22 protein-coding genes are annotated in these 23,587 nt (G+C 67.2%); 6 read left to right on the forward strand and 16 right to left on the reverse strand.

Annotated elements, in window-relative coordinates; translation table 11 throughout:
- Window position 1: 1 nt before the first annotated feature.
- The 4 genes from D573_RS0101465 to D573_RS0101480 all read right to left on the reverse strand — a co-directional run bounded on the left by D573_RS0101465 (window position 2) and on the right by D573_RS0101480 (window position 5,164).
- A complete protein-coding gene (locus tag D573_RS0101465) occupies window positions 2-1,624 on the reverse strand; it encodes a BCCT family transporter (RefSeq protein WP_018937409.1) in 1,623 nt (540 codons plus the stop codon).
- A gap of 204 nt (window positions 1,625-1,828) precedes the next feature.
- Complete coding sequence (gene rsmD / locus D573_RS0101470; RefSeq protein ID WP_018937410.1) at window positions 1,829-2,440, reverse strand: 16S rRNA (guanine(966)-N(2))-methyltransferase RsmD; 612 nt, start codon at window positions 2,438-2,440, stop codon at window positions 1,829-1,831.
- Complete coding sequence (locus D573_RS0101475; RefSeq protein ID WP_018937411.1) at window positions 2,427-3,737, reverse strand: pitrilysin family protein; 1,311 nt, start codon at window positions 3,735-3,737, stop codon at window positions 2,427-2,429. Before D573_RS0101475 ends, rsmD begins: the two co-directional genes overlap by 14 nt.
- Window positions 3,738-3,751: 14 nt before the next feature.
- Window positions 3,752-5,164 (reverse strand): pitrilysin family protein, encoded by a 1,413-nt coding sequence (locus D573_RS0101480; protein WP_018937412.1) that lies wholly within the window; start codon window positions 5,162-5,164, stop codon window positions 3,752-3,754.
- Window positions 5,165-5,219: 55 nt separating this feature from the next.
- Between D573_RS0101480 and ftsY the strand changes: the two genes are divergently transcribed.
- The 4 genes from ftsY (at window position 5,220) to rpoH (ending at window position 8,812) form a co-directional block, all read left to right on the forward strand.
- Window positions 5,220-6,227: a signal recognition particle-docking protein FtsY gene (gene ftsY / locus D573_RS0101485; protein WP_018937413.1), complete on the forward strand. Its 1,008-nt coding sequence runs from the start codon at window positions 5,220-5,222 to the stop codon at window positions 6,225-6,227.
- 12 nt (window positions 6,228-6,239) lie between these two features.
- A complete protein-coding gene (gene ftsE / locus D573_RS0101490; RefSeq protein ID WP_018145094.1) occupies window positions 6,240-6,917 on the forward strand; it encodes a cell division ATP-binding protein FtsE in 678 nt (225 codons plus the stop codon).
- A complete protein-coding gene (locus tag D573_RS0101495; protein ID WP_018937414.1) occupies window positions 6,914-7,843 on the forward strand; it encodes an ABC transporter permease in 930 nt (309 codons plus the stop codon). Before ftsE ends, D573_RS0101495 begins: the two co-directional genes overlap by 4 nt.
- A gap of 102 nt (window positions 7,844-7,945) precedes the next feature.
- Entirely contained in the window at window positions 7,946-8,812 is an 867-nt protein-coding gene (rpoH, locus tag D573_RS0101500; protein WP_018145092.1) for an RNA polymerase sigma factor RpoH, read from the forward strand.
- A 301-nt stretch (window positions 8,813-9,113) separates the two neighbouring features.
- Here the strand turns inward: rpoH and ccoS are convergent, their stop codons facing one another.
- From ccoS to D573_RS0101555, 10 genes are all read right to left on the reverse strand, one after another.
- A complete protein-coding gene (ccoS, locus tag D573_RS0101510) occupies window positions 9,114-9,332 on the reverse strand; it encodes a cbb3-type cytochrome oxidase assembly protein CcoS (RefSeq protein WP_018937415.1) in 219 nt (72 codons plus the stop codon).
- Between the two features lie 30 nt (window positions 9,333-9,362).
- Window positions 9,363-11,918, reverse strand: a complete 2,556-nt coding sequence (locus D573_RS0101515; protein ID WP_018937416.1) for a heavy metal translocating P-type ATPase — start codon at window positions 11,916-11,918, stop codon at window positions 9,363-9,365.
- Window positions 11,919-11,935: 17 nt separating this feature from the next.
- Window positions 11,936-12,769, reverse strand: coding sequence for a FixH family protein (locus tag D573_RS0101520; RefSeq protein ID WP_018168910.1), 834 nt, complete (start codon window positions 12,767-12,769; stop codon window positions 11,936-11,938).
- Between the two features lie 110 nt (window positions 12,770-12,879).
- Complete coding sequence (ccoG, locus tag D573_RS0101525; RefSeq protein ID WP_018937417.1) at window positions 12,880-14,280, reverse strand: cytochrome c oxidase accessory protein CcoG; 1,401 nt, start codon at window positions 14,278-14,280, stop codon at window positions 12,880-12,882.
- A gap of 178 nt (window positions 14,281-14,458) precedes the next feature.
- Window positions 14,459-15,388: a cytochrome-c oxidase, cbb3-type subunit III gene (ccoP, locus tag D573_RS0101530; RefSeq protein ID WP_018937418.1), complete on the reverse strand. Its 930-nt coding sequence runs from the start codon at window positions 15,386-15,388 to the stop codon at window positions 14,459-14,461.
- Window positions 15,385-15,603: a cbb3-type cytochrome c oxidase subunit 3 gene (locus D573_RS0101535; protein ID WP_018145085.1), complete on the reverse strand. Its 219-nt coding sequence runs from the start codon at window positions 15,601-15,603 to the stop codon at window positions 15,385-15,387. Before D573_RS0101535 ends, ccoP begins: the two co-directional genes overlap by 4 nt.
- An 18-nt stretch (window positions 15,604-15,621) precedes the next feature.
- A complete protein-coding gene (gene ccoO, locus D573_RS0101540; protein WP_018937419.1) occupies window positions 15,622-16,356 on the reverse strand; it encodes a cytochrome-c oxidase, cbb3-type subunit II in 735 nt (244 codons plus the stop codon).
- Between the two features lie 19 nt (window positions 16,357-16,375).
- Entirely contained in the window at window positions 16,376-17,860 is a 1,485-nt protein-coding gene (ccoN, locus tag D573_RS0101545; protein ID WP_018939160.1) for a cytochrome-c oxidase, cbb3-type subunit I, read from the reverse strand.
- A gap of 205 nt (window positions 17,861-18,065) precedes the next feature.
- Entirely contained in the window at window positions 18,066-18,938 is an 873-nt protein-coding gene (gene bioC / locus D573_RS0101550; RefSeq protein WP_018168905.1) for a malonyl-ACP O-methyltransferase BioC, read from the reverse strand.
- Window positions 18,935-19,759: an alpha/beta fold hydrolase gene (locus D573_RS0101555; protein WP_018937421.1), complete on the reverse strand. Its 825-nt coding sequence runs from the start codon at window positions 19,757-19,759 to the stop codon at window positions 18,935-18,937. Before D573_RS0101555 ends, bioC begins: the two co-directional genes overlap by 4 nt.
- Before the next feature lie 47 nt (window positions 19,760-19,806).
- On the opposite strand from D573_RS0101555, the gene plsY reads away from it, so the two are divergent.
- A complete protein-coding gene (plsY, locus tag D573_RS0101560; RefSeq protein WP_018168903.1) occupies window positions 19,807-20,424 on the forward strand; it encodes a glycerol-3-phosphate 1-O-acyltransferase PlsY in 618 nt (205 codons plus the stop codon).
- Window positions 20,425-20,469: 45 nt separating this feature from the next.
- Here plsY and tsaD read toward each other — a convergent pair whose 3' ends face one another.
- On the reverse strand, window positions 20,470-21,492 hold the full coding sequence (gene tsaD, locus D573_RS0101565) for a tRNA (adenosine(37)-N6)-threonylcarbamoyltransferase complex transferase subunit TsaD (RefSeq protein ID WP_018937422.1): 1,023 nt from the start codon (window positions 21,490-21,492) through the stop codon (window positions 20,470-20,472).
- A 76-nt stretch (window positions 21,493-21,568) separates the two neighbouring features.
- Window positions 21,569-22,768 (reverse strand): class I SAM-dependent methyltransferase, encoded by a 1,200-nt coding sequence (locus D573_RS0101570; protein WP_038039532.1) that lies wholly within the window; start codon window positions 22,766-22,768, stop codon window positions 21,569-21,571.
- 82 nt (window positions 22,769-22,850) lie between these two features.
- On the opposite strand from D573_RS0101570, the gene D573_RS0101575 reads away from it, so the two are divergent.
- The gene (locus D573_RS0101575; RefSeq protein ID WP_026287886.1) at window positions 22,851-23,573 is read left to right on the forward strand and encodes a pteridine reductase; all 723 of its coding nucleotides are present in this window, start codon (window positions 22,851-22,853) and stop codon (window positions 23,571-23,573) included.
- Window positions 23,574-23,587 lie beyond the last annotated feature (14 nt).

A 23,587-nucleotide genomic window follows, 5' to 3' on the forward strand; every position in this document is an offset into this window, starting at 1 on the left:
CCTACTTGATCTTGTCGTCGAGATCTTCCGTATACCCCAACAGGGTATGCGGCGGCGGGGCCTCCTTCTGGTACTTGCTCGGGGTGACCGCTTCGGTCTGATGCAGGCTCTTCCACAGGCCGAACACCATGATCAGCATGATGACCGAGAACGGCAGCCCGACACTGATCGCGGCCGCCTGCAACGCGGCAAGCCCCCCCGCCAACAGCAGGATGGACGCGACAACCCCTTCGAGGATGGCCCAGTACACGCGCTGGGTGACGGTCGGGTTGCGCACATCACCGGAGGCCAGGGTGTCGATCACCAGCGAGCCGGAGTCCGAGGAGGTCACGAAGAAGGTGACGATCAGCACCGTCGCCGCCGCCATCACAGCCACGGACAGCCAATCCCACAGCGGCATGGCCTGGAGGGTCACGAACAGCGCGGTGGACATGTTCTCCGACACGGCGCCAGTCAGGTCGACCACACCCTCGAGCTCGTAGCTCATCGCAGTGCCGCCGAACACGGCCAGCCAGACGAAGGCCGCGGCGGTCGGGGCCAGCAGCACGCCGGCGACGAACTCGCGAATGGTGCGGCCACGGGAGACCCGCGCAATGAACATGCCGACATACGGGGCCCAGGAGATCCACCAGCCCCAGTAGAAGATGGTCCAGGAGGTCGCCCAGCCGGAATCCTCGATCGTGTCGGCCCACAGGCTCATCTCGGGCAGGAACTGAACGTAGACGCCGGTGCTCTCCACCAGGAGGCGCAGGATGAACAGGGTCGGGCCCATGACCAGCAGCAGCGCGATCAGGATCACCGCCAGGCCGATATTGAAGTTCGACAGGCGCTTGATGCCCTTGTCGACGCCCAGCGCGACCGAGCCCACCGCGATCAGGGTAATGATCGCGACCAGCACGATCTGCATGTAGGTGGATTCCTCGATCCCGAACACGAAGTTCAGGCCCGAGTTGATCTGCATGACACCGAGGCCCAGCGAGGTCGCCACGCCGAACATGGTGCCGAACAGCGCCACCACATCCACCAGGTGCCCCCAGGGGCCATAGATCCGGTCGCCGATGAAGGGGTACAGCGAGGAACGGATCAGCAGCGGGAGATTGTGGCGGTAGGCGTAATACGCCAGCGACAGGCCGACGACAATGTAGATTGCCCAGGCATGCAGCCCCCAGTGGAAGAAGGTATAGCGCATCGCCTCGACAGCCGCCGCGCCGGTCTCGCCCTCGGCGTGCGGTGGGCTGAGGTAGTGGTACATCGGCTCGGCGATGCTCCAGAACAGCAGCCCGATCCCCATACCCGCGGAGAACAGCATCGCGAACCACGCGGTGTAGCTGAAGCGCGGGGCCTCGAACTGATCGCCCAGGCGCACCCCGCCGTAACGGCTGAACATCAGGTACAGGGAGAAGACCAGGAACACGGTTACGACCAGCATGTAGTACCAGCCGAGATACTCCCCGATGCCGCTTTGCAGCTGGGCAAAGACCGCTTCGGCGGTGTCCGGGAAGATCGCCCCGAACAGCACGAACAGTGCGATCACGATGCTGGCGGTGTAGAAGACCGGGCTGCAGATCACGCCAAAGCCGCCGAGGCGGGTTTGCGTCAGACCGGGGGTGGACTGCTCATCCATTCGGTTTCCCCTTGTATTCTTGTGGCGAACGCGGGCCGGCGCGGGCTTGCTCCGAACGTGCTCCGGGAGCCGCACAGGATCACGCCCGTTGGGCGTTGCCGCAGTAGGTGGGACAAAGCCACCGTAGCGAAAGACTGCTCCGACTGCAAAAACGTGAAGGGCTTCGCACCCGGCGTCATATCCTGCGCCATATCCGAGGCCATATTACGCCGCCTCGGCGACTGGAGCACGGGCCAGCAACAGGGCACGGGCCTGCCCGCCCTGACGCTCGCGCTCGATCTCCCAGCCACCCGCAGCGAGGAAATCGAGGTCCGCCTCGGACTCGATTTCCACGTAGATCCGGCTGTCCGCGTGCAGCCAGTCGTGCGCGCGAAGGGCCTCCAGCACCGGCGCCACCCGGCCCTGGCCGAATGGCGGATCCACCAGCACCAGATCGAAGGGCAACCCGCCTGGCGGTTCCCCGGCCAGCAGGCGCAGGGCGTCATCCCGGCGCACGCTCACCTGCTCGGCCCCCAGGGTCTCGCAGTTGGCCTGAAGCTGGGCCGCGGCACGGGCATCGCGCTCGACCAGCAGCACCGAGTCCGCCCCGCGCGAGGCCGCTTCCAGCCCCAGCGCCCCGGTGCCGGCGAACAGGTCGAGCACGCGCGCGCCCGGGAGTCGCGGCTGCAGCCAATTGAACAGGGTCTCGCGCAGGGCGTCCGCGGTCGGGCGCAACCCGCCGACCCCGAGCACCGGCAGCCAGCGGCGGCGCCAGGCGCCGCCGATGATGCGGATGCGCGCGGGGCGTCCGGCGGGGGCGCGCCTACTCCTGGCCACCCACGATCACCGTGACCATCGCTTCCGGGTTGATGCGCTCGCGCAGCCGCGCGTTCAGGTGATCCAGCTCGACCGCCTCCATGCGTTCGATGTAGCGTTCCAGATAATCCAGCGGCAGATCATAGAAGGCGATCATCCCGAGCAGACCGACGATGTCGCTGTTCGAGGCCAAAGACAGCGGGAAGCTGTTGACCACGTTCTCGCGCGAGGCCTCCAGCTCGTCGGCATCGATACCCTCGGCATGCCAGCGCTCGAGTTCCTCGCGCAGCGCGGTCACCGCCTCGTCCGCCTGATCGACCCCGGTCTGCATCCCGATACGGAAGGGACCCTCGACCGCCATGGGCTGAAAGCGGCTGCTGACCGAATAGGCCAGCCCGCGCGCGCTGCGAATCTCCAGGAACAGGCGCGAGATAAAGCCGCCCCCGCCGAAGGCATGGTTGGCCAGGGTCAGGGCATAGTGGTCATCCTCGCCGCGGCGCAGGGTCGGGGCCCCCATGTGGATATGGGCCTGCTCGGAAGGGAAGTCGATACGCTCCTCGACCGGGTCCTCGCGCGGTTCCACCGCGGGCAGCGGTTCCACCGCAGGCCCCTGCGGCAGGGCGGCGGAGATGCGTGCCGCCGCAGCCTCGGCCTCACTGCGGCTCAGCCCGCCCGTGATCGCCAGGGCGCCGTTGGCCGTGGTGTAGTGGCGCTCGTAGAACGCGCGGGCATCCGCGGGCTGCAACGCCTCCAGGGTCTCGCGCTCGCCGCCCGGCCAGTTGGCGTAGGGGTGATCGCCATACATCAACTCGTAGAAACGCCGGGTGGCAACGCTCCCGGGATCCTGGCGCTCGCGCTGCAGCCCCTGCAGGGCCTGGCGCCGGGCTCGATCGAAATCGGCCTCCGGGAAGGCGGGCTCGGCCAGGACTGCGGACATAGTCTCCAGCGCCGCATCCATCCAGTCCGGCTCGGTCAGGCTACGCAGACTGACGATGGCCATGTCGCGCAGTGCGGTGGTGCTGAACTGCGCGCCCACCGACTCGAAACCCTCGGCCAGCGCGTCCGCATCCATCTCCGCCGTGCCATGCTGCAGGGCGCTGCTGGTCAACGAGGCCAGGCCATTCTGGTCGCCGTCGCGCGAGGCCCCGCCGTCGAAGGTCAAGCGCAGGTCGACCATCGGCAAATCCGGCGCCGCCACGTACAGCACGCGCAGCCCCTCGTCGGTCTCCCACTCCTCGATCTCCACTGCCTGGGCCGGCAGCGGCAGCGCCAGCGCCAGCAGACCGACCAGGGCTACCAGGAATCCCGTTCGCATCATGTTGCCTCCCGTCATTACATACCCCCCGCGGTATCGCCATAGGGTTCTACCGCACCCGGATCGGGCGGGTCGTCACCATCCAGGGGCTGCGGATCGAGAATGCCGACCGTGCGTCGTTCCGGCACCAGGTACTCGCGCACCACGCGCTGCACATCCTCGGCAGTCACCGCACGCACGCGCTCGACGAAGCGATCGCCTTCCTGCCAGCCGACGCCGATGATCTGCAGCATGCCCAGCTGGAAGGCCTGGGAGCGCACCGAGTCACGCTGATACACCTCGGAGGCGATCACCCGCGCTTGCACCCGTTCCAGTTCGCTGTCGCTGACCGGCTCGTCCTTCAGCCGCTCCACCTGCTCCAGCAGGGCCGCCTCAAGCGTCTCCACATCCGTGGCCGCCGTGGGCACCGCCGCAATCATGAACAGGTCATCCAGCCGGCTGAACGGGCTGTAGCGGGCCGAGGTCGCGCCGGCCAGTTCTTCGCCCCGTACGATCTCGCGGGCAAAGCGCGAGGCCTCACCGGAATCCAGGATCCCGGCCGCCACCATCAGTGCGTAGACATCCACCGGGTCGTCCACGGTATTCAGAACCGGCGCCTTCCAGCCCATCAGCAGGTAGGGCAGCTCTGCGGGGGCCTCGACGGTGATGCGGCGCTCGCCCTTTTGCGGCGTCTCGGCGCGCGGCTTCGTCTCCGGGAGATCACCCGCCGGGATGTCCCCAAAATGCTCCCGGGCCGCCTCGATGACCCGCTCGGCATCGACATCGCCGACCACCACGACCACCGCGTTGTTCGGGTGGTAATAGCGGTCATACCACGCCTGATTGTCTTCCAGGGTGTAGGCCTCGATATCGCTCATCCAGCCGATCACCGGATTGCCATACGGATGATTGAGGAAAGCCGTGGCCATCAGCTGCTCGCGCACAAGAGAGTTGGGCTGGTCCTCCACGCGCAGACGGCGCTCTTCCTTTACCACGTTCAACTCCGGACGGAACTCGTCTTCCTGCAGCTTCAGGTGCTGCATGCGCTCCGCCTCCATCGCCATCATGGTCTCCCAGTGATCACGCCCGATGATCTGGAAGTAACCCGTGTAGTCGCGGCCGGTAAAGGCATTCTCGCGCCCGCCCAGACGCGAAACGATGCGCGAAAACTCGCCGGGCTCATACTGCTCGGTCCCGCGAAACATCATGTGCTCCAGCATGTGCGAGATGCCGGTCACGCCGCTGTGCTCGTCGGCCGACCCGACCCGGTACCAGACCATGTTGGCCACCACCGGGGCACGCCGGTCCTCCAGCACCAGGACCGTCAGGCCGTTGTCCAGCGTAGTCTCGACCACCTTCGATTCGATCTCGGGCGTCGCGGCCAGGACCCCGACGGGCCAGGCAAAGACAAACGCCGTAACGAGCACTGTGACCAGGTTTTTACCGCGCATGATTCATGAATCCTCGTGCTAGCATTGGCGAACTCTCTACTTGACCACATCGAGCATGTTCGGTTTCCGCAAAAAGAAGTCCGAAGACCCGGCCACCCCCGACGCGGAGGCACCTGGCAGCGAGCCGGAGAAGCCCGCCCGCGGCGGCTGGTTCCAGCGCCTGCGCAAGGGCCTGGCCAAGACCGGGCAGGTCCTGGGCGGCGACCTGGGGGCGCTGCTCCGGCGCAAGATCGACGACGAACTGTTCGAGGAGCTGGAAGAACGCCTGCTCCTCGCGGACGTGGGCCTGGATGCGACCCAGCGGATCATGGATCGTATCACCCGCGAGGTGAAACGCGGACAACTGGATGATGCCGAGGCCCTGATGGACGCCCTGGAGGCGGCCATGATCGAGATCCTCGAGCCGGTCTCGCGCCCCCTGGAGATCCCGGAGGCCGAACGCCCCTTCTCCATCCTCGTCGTCGGTATCAACGGCGCCGGCAAGACCACCACCATCGGCAAGCTGGCCCATCACCTGCAGGCGGACGATCGCTCGGTGCTGCTGGCGGCCGGCGACACCTTCCGCGCCGCGGCGGTGGAACAATTGCAGACCTGGGGCGAGCGCAATGGCGCTCCGGTGATCGCCCAGGGCACCGGGGCAGATTCCGCCTCGGTGGTCTACGACGGCCTGCAGGCCGCGCAGGCGCGCGGCATCGACGTGATGATTGCCGACACCGCCGGGCGCCTGCACACGCAGACCAACCTGATGGACGAGGTCCGCAAGGTGAAGCGCGTAATGGGCCGGCTGGACGAACACGCCCCGGACGAGGTCCTGCTGGTGGTCGACGGCGGCACCGGCCAGAACGCCCTGAACCAGGCCCGTCAGTTTCACGAGGCCCTGGGCCTGACCGGAATCGTCGTGACCAAGCTGGACGGCACGGCCAAGGGCGGCGTGCTGTTCGCGCTGGCCGAACAGCTGGGCATTCCGGTGCGCTTCATCGGGGTCGGGGAAAACGCCGAGGATCTACAGGTCTTCGATGCCCGCGCCTTTGTGCGCGCCCTGCTCGGCCGCGATAGCGACTGACGAGCACACCGGATGATTCGTCTGCAACGCGTCACCAAGCGATTCGGCAGCGCGTCCGAGGCGCTCAGCAACGTCAGCCTGCGCGTGGACCCGGGTGCGATGGCCTTCATCACCGGGCCCTCCGGCGCCGGCAAGAGCACCCTGCTGCGCCTGATCGCCGGGCTCGAGCGCCCGACCCGCGGGCGCATCCGGGTCAACGGCCACGACCTCGACCGCCTCTCCAACCGCGCGATTCCGGGGTTTCGCCGCAGTATCGGGCTGGTGTTCCAGGATCATCGCCTGCTGTTCGACCGCCCGGTGTTCGACAACGTCGCCCTGCCGCTGGAGATCCTCGCCTACCGCCGCCCGGAGATGCGCAAACGCGTGCGCGCAGCGCTCGACAAGGTCGGGCTGCTGCACAAGGAGGGGGTCAACCCGCGCACCCTGTCGGCGGGCGAACAACAACGCGTGGGCATTGCCCGGGCCATCGTCCACCGGCCGGTCCTGCTGCTGGCAGACGAGCCCACCGGCAACCTCGATCCGGCGTTGTCGCGCGAGATCCTGCAACTGTTCGACGACTTCAACCGGGTCGGCATGACCGCCCTGATCGCCAGCCATGACCTCGGCCTGGTCGAGCGCATGGGCAAGCCGGTCCTGCACCTGGAAGACGGACGCATCGAGGCCCGTGCGGCCGCGGGGGCCCCGGCATGAAGCCGGGCCGTCGCCTGCAGGACACCGTGCCGGCCTGGCTGGAGGCCCATCGGGATGCCGCCCGGCGCAGCCTGCAGCGCCGCCTGCAGGCCCCGGTTCTGAGCCTGATCAGCATTGCCGTGCTGGGCTTCATCCTCGCCCTGCCGGCCTACCTCTGGGTTCTGCTGGACAACGCCCGCGCCCTGTCCGCCCACGTGGACCATGACCCACGCATCGCCCTCTACCTCGACGGCGTGGAGGCGGCCACGGTCGCGGATCTGGAACGCCACCTGGAGACCGATGCCCGGGTAGAACGCTGGATCTGGATCGATGCCGACGAGGCCCTGGCCCGCTATCGCGAGGGCCTGGCCGACCCGGGCCTGCTGGACTGGCTGGACGAAAACCCGCTGCCGGACGTGGTGGATGTGATCCCCGCGACCGCGGATCCCGAGACGGTTGCGGCGCTGCGCGAGGCGCTTGCGGCCACCGTACCGGGTGCGGCGGTGGTCAGCGACGACGACTGGGTGCGGCAGTTGAACAGCCTGCACCAGCTGGGGCTGCGCATCCTGTCGGTGGTGGGCGCCCTGCTGGGGCTGGGGGCGTTGCTGATCCTGGCCCTGGCGACTGCCTCGGAGCTGCGCGAACGCCGGGAAGAGATCGCCATCTCGCGGATCAGCGGGGCCACCCACCGGTTCCTGCGTCGACCCTCCCTCTACGGTGGCGTGATGACCGGCCTGGGTGGCGGCGTTTTTGCCGGCATCCTGCTGCTCATCGGGATCGGCCTGAGCCGGGCGCCACTGGAACAGGCCGCGGGCGCGTTCGATCTCGAATTCGGGCTGTCCCTGCCCGGGGCCAACCATCTCCTGGCCCTGCTCCTGGCCGGACTCCTCCTCGGCTGGCTGGGCGCCCGGCTGGGCAGCGGCCATGCCCTGCGGGATGCCCCTTAGGGAGACGCGTCCCGGGCGAAACGTCCGGAACCTTCGCAGGGTTTAGCACTCCTATTCACAGACTGCTAATGTAGAGTCATGAATCGGGAGGAAACACCACGCATGAACCAGGCCCTGACCACTCCACGCATCGACATGCCCGTACCGGTGGGCAACCTCGATCACTACATGCAGGCCGTTGGCCGCATCGAGGTGCTGGACGCCGAGCACGAGCGTGAACTGGCCGTGGCGCTGCACGAGCGCCAGGACCTGGATGCGGCACGCCAGCTGATCCTGCACAACCTGCGGTTCGTGATCCACGTTGCGCGCGGCTACAAGGGGTACGGCCTGCCTCTGGGGGATCTGATCCAGGAAGGCAACGTGGGCCTGATGAAGGCCGTCCGCCGTTTCGACCCGAATCAGGGCGTGCGCCTGGTGTCCTTTGCCGTGCACTGGATTCGCGCCGAGATCCACGAGTTCATCCTGCGCAACTGGCGCATCGTGAAGGTCGCGACCACCAAGGCCCAGCGCAAGCTGTTCTTCAACCTGCGCAGTGCCAAGCAGCGTCTCGGCTGGCTGTCCAATGCCGAGGTCTCCGCCGTGGCGCAGGATCTGGGCGTCTCCGAAAAGGACGTCTGGGAGATGGAACGCCGCCTCTCGAGCCAGGATGCGAGTTTCGACCCGGGCCCCGAAGCCGACGATGAATACGGCTATCAGGCCCCGTCGGAACGCCTGAGCCTGGAGGACCTGAGCGACGACCCCGCCAATGTGACCGAGGACGAGGACTGGGACCGTCATTATCAGGAACGCCTTAGCGAGACCCTGGGCGAACTGGACGAGCGTTCGCGCACCATCCTGATGCGCCGCTACATGGCCGACCAGAAGGCGACACTGCACGAGCTGGCCGCGGAGTACGGCGTTTCGGCCGAGCGCATCCGCCAGATCGAGAACAGCGCGATCAAGCGCATCCGGGCCGCCTTCGACGACTGACGCTTTCGCACCCTCGCGAAACCGGGGCCCCGAACGAAAAAGGCCCCGGCATCAGCCGGGGCCTTTTTGTTGCCGGGTGCAGCGGGACCAAGCCCGGCACCCGGCACGGTTCCATGCCCGATCAGCCGAACAGGATCACCGAGAAGAAGCTAATCCAGGACCAGATGATCAGGCCGACCGTGAACGTCAGCGGAAAGTTGGGGAAAGTAAACCACTCGCGCATCTCGAAGTCCTCGGGAAATTTCAACCAGAATAAGCAAAGGGTAAGCGGGTCCGCAGCGCGGTGCAAGTTCGACCGAGGTCAGCGCTGGGACTTTTTCCGACCCCCACCGGTCGCGTCGGGAGGGGCCTCCTCGCCGGATCCGGTCGGGATACGCGGGTCATCATCGTCCATCAGGATGCGATGCGCCGGGCCCTGAAGATCGTCGTACTGCCCCGAGCGGATGGCCCAGAACAGCACCACGCCCACCACCAGGGCGAACAGCATGGCCAGCGGGATCAACAGGTAGAGGATTGACATGCTTCCAGTGTACCCAGGCGCGCGAACGGCTTAAACCGGGGGTGGCCGTGACGCCGGATCGCGCACGGCCTCTCCGGACGGCACCGACGACTCGGCGCCTGTGTCCATCACGTCGCGCCCCGGACGCAGGCGCAGCGCATTGCCAACCACCAGCAACGAGCTGAGCGACATGCCCAGCGCTGCCAGCCAGGGAGTCAGCAGCCCCGCCGCGGCCACCGGGAGGGCCACCAGGTTGTAGCCGATTGCCCAGGCGATGTTCTGCCGGATCACGCGCCGCGTGTGGCGCGCCTGGTCCAGCGCCTGCGGCAGGTGTTCCAGGCGATCCGAGAGCAGGACCAGGTCGGCCTGATTCTGCGCCAGCTGGGTGCCGCCACCCATCGCCAGCGATACGTCGGCCCCGGCCAGCACCGGGGCATCGTTGATGCCCTCGCCGGCCATCAGGACCACCCGGCCCTCTGCCTGGCGAGCGTCCACATAGGCGAGCTTCCCCTCCGGGGTCAGGCCACCCTCGGCTTCGGCGATGCCCATTTCCGCCGCGAAGGCCTGCGCGGCCTGCGGGCGGTCCCCGGTCAGCAAGACCACCCGCAACCCGCGCCGCTGCAGATCGGCGATCACGTTCCGCGCCCCGGGACGCGGAGTGTCGGCCAGCCAGAACAGGGCGACCGGTTGGTCGTCGACCACCAGCCAGACCGGGGTGGCCAGGGGATAGCCCAGGGGTGGCTCCGGGCTGGGCGTACCGCGCTGCGGCAACATCGACGATCCACCAATGGCCACACGGTGGCCCTCTATGTGGCCAACCAGGCCACGCCCGGGGAGGTTGCGAACCTCGCTAGCGACCACCGATGAGGACTTGGCCGGAGCGACCAGGGCGCGTGCCAGGGGGTGCTCGGAATGGGCCTCGAGCGCGGCGGCCCAGTTCAGCCAGTCAGCCCCCTCGGGCGCGGGCTGCAGCTCGGATTGTGCCACCAGACGCGGCATGCCGACGGTCAGGGTTCCGGTCTTGTCGAGACAGACCATATCGACGCGCGGCAAGGTCTCCAGGGCACTGCCGCGCGTAACCAGCAGACCGAGGCGCGACAACGCGCCGGTGGTGGCTGTCAGCGCGACCGGCGTCGCGAGCGCCAGGGCACAGGGGCAGGTGGCGACCAGCATGGCGACCATGACCCAGAGGGCCCGCGTCGGATCGATCCACGCATACCAGACCAGACCCGCCAGCGCTGTCAGGACCAGGACGGCACCCACAAACCAGCCGGTACCGGCCTCGGCGATCCGGGCCATCCGCGGCTTCTCGGTCTGGGCGCGATCGAGCAGCCGCTGGATCGCCGCCAGGGTCGTCTCGGCACCGACGCGCTGGACCTCGATGGCGAGTGGGCCATCGACGTTCACGGTCCCGCCGGTCACGGGATCCCCGATGCGCACCGCGTGCGGCTCGGGCTCGCCGGTCAACAGGGCACGATTGACCGTCGACTCGCCTTCGCACACCACGCCGTCCGTGGGCATGGTCTCGCCCGGGCGAACACGTACCCGATCCCCCGGCACCAGCTCGCCGACCGGGACCGCCTCGACGCGCCCGGCTGCATCCAGACGATTGGCGATGGCGGGAACCAGGCGATCCAGGCGGTCAATGGCATGGCTGGCGTGCTGGCGCGCGATCAGCTCCAGATAGCGGCTGGTGAGCAGGAAGAAGACAAACATCACGACCGATTCGAAATAGACGTGCTCGCCGGTCCCGAGGATGACCGCGTACAGGCTGGCCAGGTAGGTCACGATGATCGCCAGACTCACGGGCACGTCCATCCCCAGCTGGCGATGGCGCAGGTCGCGCCAGGCGCTTTGATAGAACGGGATCGCGGAATACAGGACGACCGGCGTGGTCAGCGCCGCCGCCACCCAGCGCATGAACTGGAGCAGGTCTTCGTGCTCGGTGTCCTCGGCGCCCAGCCAGAGCGCCACGGCCAGCATCATCACCTGCATCATCCCCAGGGCGGCAACGGCGATCCGGCGCAAGGCGAGGCCCCGTTCGCGGGCGATCGCCTGCTCGCGGGTTCCGGGGTCGTAGGGATGGGCGTGGTACCCGATGTCGCGGATCGCCTTGAGGATATCCGACAGGGCAATCCGCTCGGGGTCCCAGACGGCCTGCGCGCGATGGGTGGAGTAATTCACGCGAAAGCTCTCCACGCCCGGAAGGGCCTGGACATGACGCTCGTTCAACCATACGCAGGCCGCACAGGTAATGCCCTCGAGCATCAGGGCGGCCTCACGGCGGTCGCCCTCTGCGCCGGCGGGCGCGACGAACTGTTGCTGGACGCCGGGGTGATCGAACAGTTCGAGCTCGCGGAGCTCGTCGGGGATCAGGGGGCTGCCGGTGTCCGCCGGGGGGGCATCACGGTGATGGTAATAGGCCCCCAGGCCACGCTCGATGATCGCGCTGGCCACGGCCTGGCAGCCGGGGCAGCAGGTGGGTTCCTCGCGGCCCTCGAACGTCACCGGGTAGCAGGCGCCTACCGGTACCTCCAGGCCGCAGTGGAAACAACGGGCCTCGGCCTCGGGCGTTGCCGGGCCCTGCGAGTCGGACGCGAGCGCCACGGCGGGAGCGCGGTGGGCTAACCGGGCTGGGCGCTACGCACGCGCGTGCGTGCCTGTTGCTCCAGAAGCTGCCCATCGTGCTGGACCTGGAAGCGCAGATCCCAGCGCCCCGGTGCCGGCAGCGCCACTTCGACCTGATACATGCCCTCGCCCATCGCCTGCATCTCGAAACCCTGGTCGCGCCGTTCGTCGGCCAGCCACATGAAGAGGCCGCGGATGCTGGCATCGTCGATCGGCTCGCCGTCCGCATCGCGCACCTCGACCTGCAGGGTAGCGGTCTCGCCCTCGGTGGGTCGGTCAACCCAGCCCTGACGCACCTGCCAGCCCTTCTGTCGCTGCTCCTGCAGCTCCGAGACGCGGTGCACGGCGAGCGCTTGCTTGCGGCTCTCCATTCCGGCCACAGTGCCTGGGAAAGCGGAGGTCACGCGCTCGGCCCGGTTCTCCGGCTCCGGCAGGATCGAGCCGATGAACTGCTGCGGCATCCCGTTATGGGCGAGTGTGATCAGGACCGCCTGCACCGAGGCGACCATGGTAAAGAAACCCACCAACACCAACGGGGCCCAGTGCAGGCGCCCAATCTTGGCCTTGCCACCACTTTCGACCTCGGCCTCCTTCTGGGTGAACACGATCCCCAGGCCGTAAGGCACGATGATGTAGAGTGCCAGATGAATGGCGAAGACGTCGGCCCCCTGCCAGGTCAGGATCGAATAGGGGATAAACACGAACAGCATGAGCGCGACCACCACGGCCGAGGTGCTGTAGGCCTTGAACCGCGTGAAGCGGTAGATCAGGGCGAACAGGATGGCCAGTGCCGCACTGCCGATGCCGAGGGTAATGACGAGATTGCTCATATGCTTTTCTTCGTTTCCTGCGTGAACGCAAGCTAGGCGCTTGCGGTGTGCCGCGCGAGTTCCGGCAGCTCGGTTACTGTTTCTTCGCCGGTGGCTGACGGCAACGCTTGCTAGCGGTGACTGAACTGCGAGGTCACCTCGAGCGGTTCGATATGGCCCTCGCGGTCGGTGATCACGAAGCGGAAAGGCTGCGGCGAGGGAGTACCGGCGGGCACGTCGTGGCGCACACGCGCCACGACGGTCAGCCGCTCACCGGGCTCCAGACGGATGCGTTCCACCTGGCCCAGATCCAGTTCGGCGCCCTCCAGCCCCGCCAGGCCGATCTCGAAGTCCAGCTCCCGATCCGCGGTGTTGTTCAGGCGGATCTCGTAGCCGTTCTGGGTGCGACCATCGGACATCTGGACGTAGAGCGGCTGGCGCACCTGGTTGACGTTGGCGTCCACCGGCGGGCGCCCGAGAATACTGCCGACCAGCGCCACGACCACGATCAGCACGGCGGCCCCGTAGCCAAGGGTCTTGCCCCGCAGGACATGGGTCTTCCCGCCCTCCTGCTCGCGCTCGGAGGTATAGGTGATCAGGCCGCGGGGCCAGCCCTGCTTGTCCATGATGGTGTCGCAGGCATCGATACAAAGTGCGCAGTGGATGCACTGGAACTGCAGCCCGTCGCGGATATCGATGCCCGTCGGGCACACCTGCACGCAGTAGCCGCAGTCGATGCAGTCACCCACCCCGGCGGCCTGGCGTTCCTCGCGGGTCTTCAGACCGGCCTTGACCTTGGAGCGCCCGGCGGTACCTTCCCCGCGCGCCTCTTCATACGACACGATCATGGTGTCGCGGTCGAACATCACGCTCTGGAACCGGGCGTAGGGGCACATGAAGGTGCAGACCTGTTCGCGCGCCAATCCGGCAAAGGTGTAGGTCGTGGCCGTCAGGATGCCCGCAGTCAGGTAGGCCGCGTAGACCGCCTGACCGGTAAAGAAGTCGCTCACGATCGAGGGGGCATTCCCCCAGTACAGGATGAAACCGAGGCCGGTGGCAAAGGCCACGAGCAGCCAGGACAGGTGGGTCAACCCATACTTGAACAGCTTTTCGCCAGTCCAGGGCTGCTTGGCCAGGCGCAGGCGGGCGGGCCGTTCACCCTGGATCTTGCGCTCCAGCCACATGAAGACGTCGGTCCACAGAGTCTGGAAGCAGAAATAGCCACAGAACACCCGTCCGGCGACGCCCGTGACGAAAAACAGCAGCAAGGCGGCCACAAGCAGGAAACCGGCCAGCCAGAAGATGTCCTGCGGGTAGACGACCAGATCGAAGATGTGAAACTGCCGGCCCGGGATGTCGAACAAGACCGCCTGATTGGGGCCGTATTCGCGCTCCCAACGAATCCAGGGCAGGCCGAAAAACACACCGTAGGCGAGCAACAGGATGCCGGTCTTCAGATTGCGGAAACGCCCCTTGACCGACCGCGGATGGATCGGGATGCGTGCCTCGTACAACGGCTGGGCCTGGGACATCAAAACCTCCCGGAGTTCAATCCGGCAGAGTGGGGCGGCCGCAAGGCGCGCCCTGGGATCGGGTTCCTTCCAAAAAGCAGGGGCGCCCTCGGGCGTCAAACAACCCGGCGGGCACCCCTGTAGTTATCGCGGCGAGCGCCCGGCCCCGGGGCTCACCATACGGTCAACAGATTCGCGCTTACTGCCCGCCACCCAACGAATGCACGTAGGCCGTCAGCATCTTGATCTCGGCATCGGACAGACGGTCCCCGAACGCAGGCATCTCGCGCTGGGCGCCGTTGCGAATGAAGTTCGCCACCAGACGCTGGCGCTCGCTATCGCTTTCCGCACCGCGCACGTCCACCAGACCCCAGAGATCATTGGTCAGGTTGGGAGCCCCCTGGGACGCCAGACCCTGGCCATCCATGGCGTGACACTGGAAGCAGCCGCCGTCGGTACCGGTGAAAATGCGTTCGCCGGCGTCCGCTTCACCTTGGTCGACGCTGTAGCCGTTGAGCGACAGCACGTACGCTGCGACCTGGTTGAGCTGGTCGCCGTCGAGGGTGTCGCGGTAGCCCGGCATGTAGCCCAGGCGACCCTGGTGCAGGGTTTCCTCGATCTGCTCCACGGTGCCACCCCACTTCCAGTGGTCGTTGCGCAGGTTCGGGTACTGCCCGACCACGCCGGCACCGCCAACCTGATGGCAGGCGGCACACCAGGTGCCGAAGGAACCCTGGGCGTAGGCGTTGACGAAGCTCATGCTCTCGGCGTCCTGCAGGATGGTTTCGTAATCCTGGGCCGCCACCTGTTCAAGCATCTCGCGCTGACGCACCGCGTAGGTGCCGGTCTGCATGTCCTTGGCCAGCAGCGCACGGGTGTTCCAGTGCATCGTGCGCTCTTCGCCACCCTGCTCGAAGGTGATGGTGTTGAAGCCCTTGGTAAAGCTGTCACCGATCGGCCAGGCCGGGTAGATCAGCCAGTACACCACGGCAAACACGATCGTGGCGTAGAAACCCCACAGCCACCAGCGCGGGAGCGGGTTGTTGTATTCCTGGAGGTTCCCGTCCCAGACGTGCCCAGTGGTCTCGACCTGGTTCGGGTCCTTTTCGCGGTTGTCCTGTGTGCTCATTGCTCGTCACTCTTGGTTTTGTCACGCCGGGCCACGGGCTCCCGATGTGAATCATCGTCATCCAGAGGAATATAGCGATACGTCTCGAACTTCCGGGCGCGCTGACGGTTGGCGAACAGGAAGATCACGACCCCGATAAAGGTGCCCATGAAGAGCAACAGGGCGACCATCTTGCTATTGCCCATGTCCGTGATCCATTCCCACAGTCCCATCATGTTCGCACCCGCTCCTCCTTACCGGAACTCGGCAAAGTGTCCGTCGTCGTATTCGCTGAAGTCGACCATGGTCCCGAGCACCTGGAGATAGGCGACGATTGCATCCATCTCGGTGACCGTCCCGGGGTTGCCGTCGAAGTTCCCCGCCTGGGCCTGGCGAACCAGGTTGTCCTCGGCGTCACGGATATCGAACATCCGGGCGTGTTCTTCGCCGAAGCGCTCGACGTTGGCCTCGTATTCCTCTTCGGTGAGCGAGTACGGCACACCGACCCGCTTCAGCGCGACCATCCGGCGGTCGATATCGGAGTAGTCAAGCGGGGTTTCCGCCAGCCAGGGGTAGCCCGGCATGATCGACTCCGGTACCAGCGACTGCGGATTGATCAGGTGCTGAACCTGCCATTCGTTGGAGTACTTGCCGCCAACTCGGGCGAGGTCCGGACCGGTGCGCTTGGAGCCCCACTGGAACGGATGGTCGTACTGCGACTCGGCCGCCAGCGAGTAGTGGCCGTAGCGCAGCATCTCGTCACGGAACGGACGCACCATCTGCGAGTGGCAGGTGTAGCAGCCCTCGCGAACGTAGATGTCGCGACCACGCTGTTCCAGCGGGGTGTAGGGACGCACGCCGTCCACTTCCTCGATCGTGTCGTCGATGTAGAACAACGGCACGATCTCGACCAGGCCGCCGACGCTGATCACCGCAAGGGTGAGGATGATCAGCAGGCCGGCATTGGTTTCAACGCTTTCATGCTTCATGGATCTATTCTCTCCCTAATCAGGCCGTGCGGGCTTCGGTGGACGCAGCCTGGGCCTCGCGGGCCTCGGCCTTGATGCCCGAGCGAACGGTCATCGCGATGTTGAACGCCATGATCAGCATGCCGGCGAGGAAGAACCCGCCACCGATGGCGCGCACCACGTACGGCTTGTGCAGGAACACCACCGACTCGGTGAAGGTGTAGGCAAGGTTCCCGTACTGGTCGAAGGCACGCAGCATCAGACCCTGACCGATACCGGCCACCCACATCGCGGTGATGTACAGGACGATCCCGATGGTCGCCAGGAAGAAGTGCACGTACACCAGCTTCAGGCTGTACAGGTTCACGTTCCACAGACGCGGCATCAGGTGGTACAGGGAGCCGAAGGTGATCATCGCCACCCAGCCCAGCGCACCGGAATGCACGTGGCCCACGGTCCAGTCGGTGTAGTGCGACAGCGCGTTCACGCTCTTCAGCGACATCATCGGACCTTCGAAGGTCGACATGCCGTAGAACGCCAGCGCGGTGATCAGGAACAGCATGATCGGGTCGGTGCGCAGCTTATCCCAGGCGCCCGACAGGGTCATGATGCCGTTGATCATGCCACCCCAGGAAGGCAGCAGCAGCAGGATGGAGAAGGTCGCCGCCAGGGTGGAGACCCAGTCCGGCAGGGCCGTCCAGTGCAGGTGGTGCGCGCCCACCCACATGTACAGGAAGACCAGCGCCCAGAAGTGGATGATGGACAGCTTGTACGAGTAGATCGGACGCCCGGCCTGCTTCGGCACGAAGTAGTACATCATCCCGAGGAAGGCCGCGGTCAGGAAGAAGCCCACCGCATTATGGCCGTACCACCACTGGGTCATCGCATCCTGCACCCCGGAGAAGATGGAGTAGGAGTGCGGATGGAACAGGCCCACCGGGACCTGGATGTTGTTGAAGATGTGCAGCAACGCAGTGGCCAGGATGAAGGCCATGAAGAACCAGTTCGCGACATAGATGTGCGGCTGGTTACGGCGCAGCAGGGTCATCAGGAAGACCATGAAATAGGCCACCCAGACGACCAGGATGATGATGTCGATCTGCCAGTTGAACTCGGCGTACTCGCGGCCCTGGGTGATCCCCATCATGTAGGTGATCACGCCCAGGATCAGCGCCAGGTTCCACCCGTAGAAGGTGAAGCTCGCCATGGAGTCGCTCCACAGGCGCGTCTGGCAGGTTCGCTGAACGATGTAATAAGAAGTGGCAAACAGCGCATTACCCCCGAACCCGAAGATCACGGCCGTGGTATGGACCGGACGGAAACGCCCGAAGGTGATCTGCGCGATATCGAAATTCAGGAACGGGAACGCCAGTTGCGAGGCGATCCAGACGCCGGCGGCCATCCCGAACACGCCCCAGAGGACGGCGGCAATGGCAAACCGCTTGATGATCGCGTAATTGTACTGCTCGGAAGTCGCGACTGACGCTGCGGGTGCGGCACCCGCCGTAGTGGCTGCTTGTGACATGACTTTTCCACCTTGCTGCGGGGAACACGGATGTCCCGATGGTTCGGGGGCGTGAACTCTACCCCATTCCGGGCCCACAAAAAACCAATACCGCCTGTGTCACTCGGATATTGAGTGCGATTGGCGGAACTTTTGACCGCTTCGATAATACATCGGTCATACACCTCCAGGCGAGAGGGCGCCGGGCCGATTTCGTTGATCTGGATCAACGAATCGGCTGGACCGGGATCACCCGCCCCGCCGGGCGCGATGGCGGCGGGGCGTCCGGCACCCAGGCATGGCCGTAGACCACCTCCCAGGTTGCCGGAAGGCGACCCTCCACGCCGAAGTCGCGCGCGTAGGCCTCGGCCACCGCAACCAGGCGGCGCGGACCGAACAGTCCGGGCGACCGGCCCGACAGGGCATTGCGCACCCCAACCCCGCGCAGGTCACGAATCAACCCGGTCAGATCCGGGTAGGTCAGGGTCAGGGCCTCCTGGTCCATCACCGGATCGGCAAACCCGGCGCGCACCAGCGCATCGCCAATGTCGTGCATATCCATGAAGGCGTTCACATGCGTCCCCGCCCCACCGTCCACCGTCGCGAAGGCGGCCCGCAGCTCACGCAGGGTGTCAGGACCGAAGGTGGTGAACATCCACAGCCCGCCCGGGCGCAGGATACGCCGCACCTCCATGAAGGCCTGATCCAGGCTGGCGCACCACTGCAGGGCGGAACTGGAAACCGCCAGGTCGAAGGATTGCTCCGCCAGCGGCAGCGCCTCGAGATCGCCGCAGACCACCTGCGGCCGGCGCAGCCAGCGCCCGCGGCGGCGCGCCCGCGCGACCATCTCCGGGGCGAAATCGACCCCGGCCAGGCGGGCTTTGCGGTAGCGGCGGCTCAAGTGGTCCAGGGCCTCGCCGATGCCGCAGCCGAGATCCACAACCTGTTCCGGCTGCATGCGAACCCAGTCCAGCCGCCCCAGCATTCGCTCCTGCACCTCGCGCTGCAGGACTGCGTGCTCCTCGTAGGTGGAGGCCGCCCGCGCGAAGGCCTCGCGGACCCGCGCCTTGTCGAGATCGAAACTGTCGGGTCGGCTCATGCGGATTTCCCTGCGCTGCACTGATTCAAGAACTCGACGACCAAACCGGCCAAGGATTGCGGGCGCGCGAACCACTCCGCGTGGCCGCCCACGCCGCGGACGATCCGACTGGCGGGTCGCAGCCCGTGCAGATCCTCCGCCACGGCGGCCGGCACCAGCGCATCGCCCGCCTCCAGCCAGGCTGCCGCCGGCGCCTCCAGGCCCGCCCAGACGGACCGAAGATCCGCCGCATCCAGTAGCGCGAGGCCGGCCTCCAGGCCCTCGGGCGAGGCTGGAGCGGCCTGTAACTGCACCACCAGCCGGCGGGCGAGCGAAGCGGCATCCTGGCTGCCACGTGCACAGAGCATCGCCAGACGGCGCTCCAGCCGCCGGCGACCACCCCCGAGGGCTGCACGAAAATCTTCCAGCTCGGCCGGGGGCAGGGCCGCCGGCCAGTCGTCGGCCTTCGCAAAGCGCGGCGAGGCCCCGATCAGCAGCAGCCCCTGGGGCCCCGACCACTGGCGCGCGGCGGCCAGCGCGACCAGACCGCCCAGGGACCAGCCCGCCCACACCGGACACTCGACATCCGCTGGCAGCGAAGCGATCAACGCCGCCGCGGTGCGCTCGGCATCCGCCAGCATCTCGCCATCACCGGCGGCCCCGTGCCCGGGCAGGTCTGGCGCCAGCACTCGTGTCGCACCCGGGAGCGCGGCCCGCAGCGGCGCCCACACCGCGCCGGAGAAGCCCCAGCCATGCAGGAGCACCAGCGTCGGAGCACCGCCCTGCGATTGCGCGGCAGGCACGTCAGCGCCCTGAACGGCGGCCACCGGCTTGCGTATCATGTGCGGTCGAATCCTCTCGCCAATCCGCGCAGGCAGGCTGACCGCTCATGGGCATCACAATCGGCATCATCATCGCGTATCTACTGGGATCGCTTTCCACGGCCATTCTGGTCAGCAAGCTGCTGCGCCTGCCGGACCCGCGCACCACCGGCTCGAAGAACCCCGGCGCCACCAATGTACTGCGATCGGGCGGCAAGACGGCGGCCATCATCACGCTCATCGGGGATGTCGGCAAGGGCTGGCTGCCGGTGTTCGTCGCCCTGCAACTGGACCTGTTCCCCGGCTGGGCGATCGGCCTGATCGGCCTGGCCGCCTTCCTCGGGCACGTGTTCCCGGTGTTCTACCGCTTTCAGGGCGGCAAGGGCGTGGCCACCGCGCTGGGCGTGATGCTCGCCATCAGCCCGCTGGTCGGCGGCCTGGTCCTGCTCACCTGGCTGGTCGTTGCCGCCATCTGGCGCTATTCGTCGCTGGCTGCCCTGGTCGCCGCCGGCATGGCCCCGGTGTACATGGTCCTGCTGGGCATGGACCACTGGATCAGTGCCGCCGTGGCCCTGATGAGCGTGATCCTGTTCATCCGTCACGACAGCAACATCCGCCGCCTGATGCGCGGGGAGGAATCGCGGATCGGCCAGAAGGACAAGGCCCCGGCGGCGCCAAAGGAATAACCCTTCGGCCTGCGGACGGGTTTACAGCCCCATCCGCAGCCCCCTTCATGCCACCGCGGGCGGCGCCAGCTCCGCCAGCGGCCAGCGCGCCCGCGCCGCCACCACCGGCGCCCCGGTTTCCGTCACCTGGCCGGCCTGCAGTCGCCGCAGCCCGGCCAGCGCGATCATCGCCCCGTTGTCGGTGCAGAATTCGGGCCGCGGGAAATACACTGGCACCCCCTGACGCTGCGCCATGGCCTTGAGCCCGGCGCGCAATGTCGTGTTGGCCGCCACGCCACCGGCGACCACCAGCGCCGGGGCCTCAGTTTGCTCCAGGCCGCGCCGGGTCTTCTCCACCAGGGTGTCGGTCACCGCTTCCTCGAAGGCGCGGGCGACATCCTCCGGCCGGTAGACCTGTTTCTTCAATGCGGTCAGCACCGCGGTCTTCAGACCGGAGAAGCTCATGTCCAGCCCCGGGCGGTCGAGCATCGGGCGCGGCAGGCGCAGGGCGTCCGAGCGCCCCTGCTCGGCCAGACGCGCGAGCGCCGGCCCACCCGGATAGCCCAGCCCCAGCAGCTTGGCGGTCTTGTCGAAGGCCTCGCCCGCCGCATCGTCGATGCTCTCGCCGATCAGGTCGTAGTCGCCCAGGGCACGCGCATGAATCAACTGGGTATGCCCGCCGGAGACCTGCAGCACCAGGAACGGGAAATCGAGCCCGGTATCCTCCAGAAACGGCGCCAGCAGGTGGCCCTCCAGGTGATGCACGGCCAGCGCCGGGATGCCCCAGCCCCAGGCCAGGGAGCGCGCTACCGAGGCCCCGGTCAGGAGCGCCCCCAGCAACCCCGGCCCACCGGTGTAGACCACCGCATCCAGGTCGTGGCCGTCCACGCCCGCCTCGTCCAGCACCGCGCGTACCAGCGGCAGCAACCGCTGGATATGATCGCGCGAGGCCAGCTCCGGCACCACGCCGCCGTAGACGGCGTGCAGGTCAGTCTGGCTGTACAGCCGGTGCGCAAGCAGGCCCCGGTCCGCGTCGATCAGCGCCACGCCCGTCTCGTCGCAGGAAGTCTCGATGCCCAGTACGATCATGGCGCAAGCATGCCGGGTTTCACGGGCCGCACCAAGCAGCCCCTGTGCGTCCGCGCCATTGCGTTGGGGCAAGCGCTCACAGTCGCCCCCGGCGATCCGGGATCCCGTCCAGCGGCAGATGTTCACAATCGCGGCCCAGGGCCATCACCTGAAAACGCTCGCCCATCTCCCCGGGCAGCGTCAGCATGCGCACGGCCTGAGCGGCCTGCATGGTCACACGGGCATCCTCGCCGCTGCCGACGCGCGCCTCGAAACGCCCTGGCAGCCCCGCCCCCAGCAGGAATTCGCCCTGTGCAGCATAGGCCAGCACGTCGAGACCCGCGGCGTCCGCCGCCTCTGCAACCCCGGTGAAATCTACGCTCGCGGTCAGATCCATCAGGCCCGGATGGGCCAGCGGGTCCTGGATCATCTGCTGGCGGTAATACCCCACCAGCGTCCCCTGGTGACGCTCCGGGGCGTAGTAGGCGCTGCGCGGAAAGCCATAGTCCACGATCACGGCGACCCCCTGTTCCAGGAAGTCGGCCAGCGCGGTCACCCACGCGGCCTGGGCCGGGCGCCATTCGGAGAGGTAGCCCTCGGGCCACGGGCCATGCTCGGCCTGGAGCCGCGCCACCGGCTCGGCGAGGCCGGGCGGGGCCGGGCGCTCGGCCAGGCTCAGGGTGCCGGCGGCATCGGTCGTGATCCCGACCTGCCAGACCCGGCCTTCACGCCAGCGGAAGAGCTCCACCGGCAGGGCATCCAGCACCTCGTTGGCCAGCACCACACCGCGCAACGGGGTCTCGGGCAGGGCATCCAGCCACGCCACCCGGGCGTACTCCGCGGGTTCAAGCGCAGCCTCCAGGTGGGCCTGCTGCCGCGCCCGCAGGTCCGGACTGACCTCGACGATCCAGTAGCGCTCCCACGCCACCCCGAGTTCGCGCAGCGTGGTGATCACATCCCCCGCGAGCCGCCCGCTGCCGGCGCCGAATTCGAGCAGTGTGCCGGTGCCGTTCAGATCGTCCCGCAACACCGGGGCCAGCCAGGTCGCCAGGGTCTCGCCGAACAGGGGCGACAGCTCCGGCGCGGTGACGAAATCGCCCCCCTCGCCCAGCTTGTGCGCCCCGTTCACGTAATAGCCAAGCCCCGGCGCATACAGCGCGGCCTGCATGTAATCGACGAACGGAAGGAACCCCTCGCCGGCGACGACACTCTGTTGCAGGGAGGCGTGCAGACGCCGGGCGATATCGGCGGCCACCGGATCGGCCGGGGCGTTTGTGCTAGGTTTCGGCGGCATCATGACGACGAATGGTACCAACCCGGGGGCAGGCGTGGCGCAGGTACAACCCGACAGCATGGACACGACGTCCGGGGAGGCACGGGTGGTGCTGGTCACCGGGGCCGCGCGGCGGGTCGGCGCAACCATCGCGCGCGGGTTGCACGCCGCCGGGTTGCGGGTACTGATCCACTACCGCGGCTCGCGCACGGATGCCGAAGACCTCGTCGCCGAACTGAACGCGGAGCGCCCGGACAGCGCCCGCGCCCTGCAGGCCGACCTCCTCGATCTGGTGGCAATCGAACGCCTGGCGCGCGAGGCCGAGGCGGCCTGGGGCCGCCTGGATTTCCTGGTCAACAACGCCTCGACCTTCTACGCCACCGCCGTGGGCGAGATCACCCCACAGAGCTGGGACGACCTGATCGGGTCCAACCTGAAGGCCCCGACTTTCCTCACCCAGGCCTGCAATCCGGCGTTGCAGCGTCAGCAGGGCGCGGTCGTCAATATCGTCGATATCCATGCGCTGCGCCCGCTCAAGGGCTACCCGGTGTACTCGGCGGCCAAGGCCGGGCTGTGGGCCCTGACCCAGGCCTACGCCCGCGAGCTGGGGCCGGACGTGCGGGTCAACGGCGTCGCCCCCGGCGCGATCCTCGCCCCCGAGGAGGCCGAAAACACTGGCACCCACGAGGCAATGATTGAACGCACCGCACTCAAGCGCGAGGGCACCCCGGAGGACATCGCGCGTACCGTGCGCTTCCTGCTGCTGGACGCGCCCTACATCACCGGCCAGGTGGTCCCGGTGGACGGCGGCCGGTCGGCATCGCAGTAGCCGCGACCCCGTCC

Origin of the sequence: Thioalkalivibrio sp. AKL9 (assembly GCF_000377825.1) — a bacterium.
In the GTDB taxonomy this organism is placed as follows: Bacteria; Pseudomonadota; Gammaproteobacteria; order Ectothiorhodospirales; family Ectothiorhodospiraceae; genus Thioalkalivibrio; species Thioalkalivibrio versutus.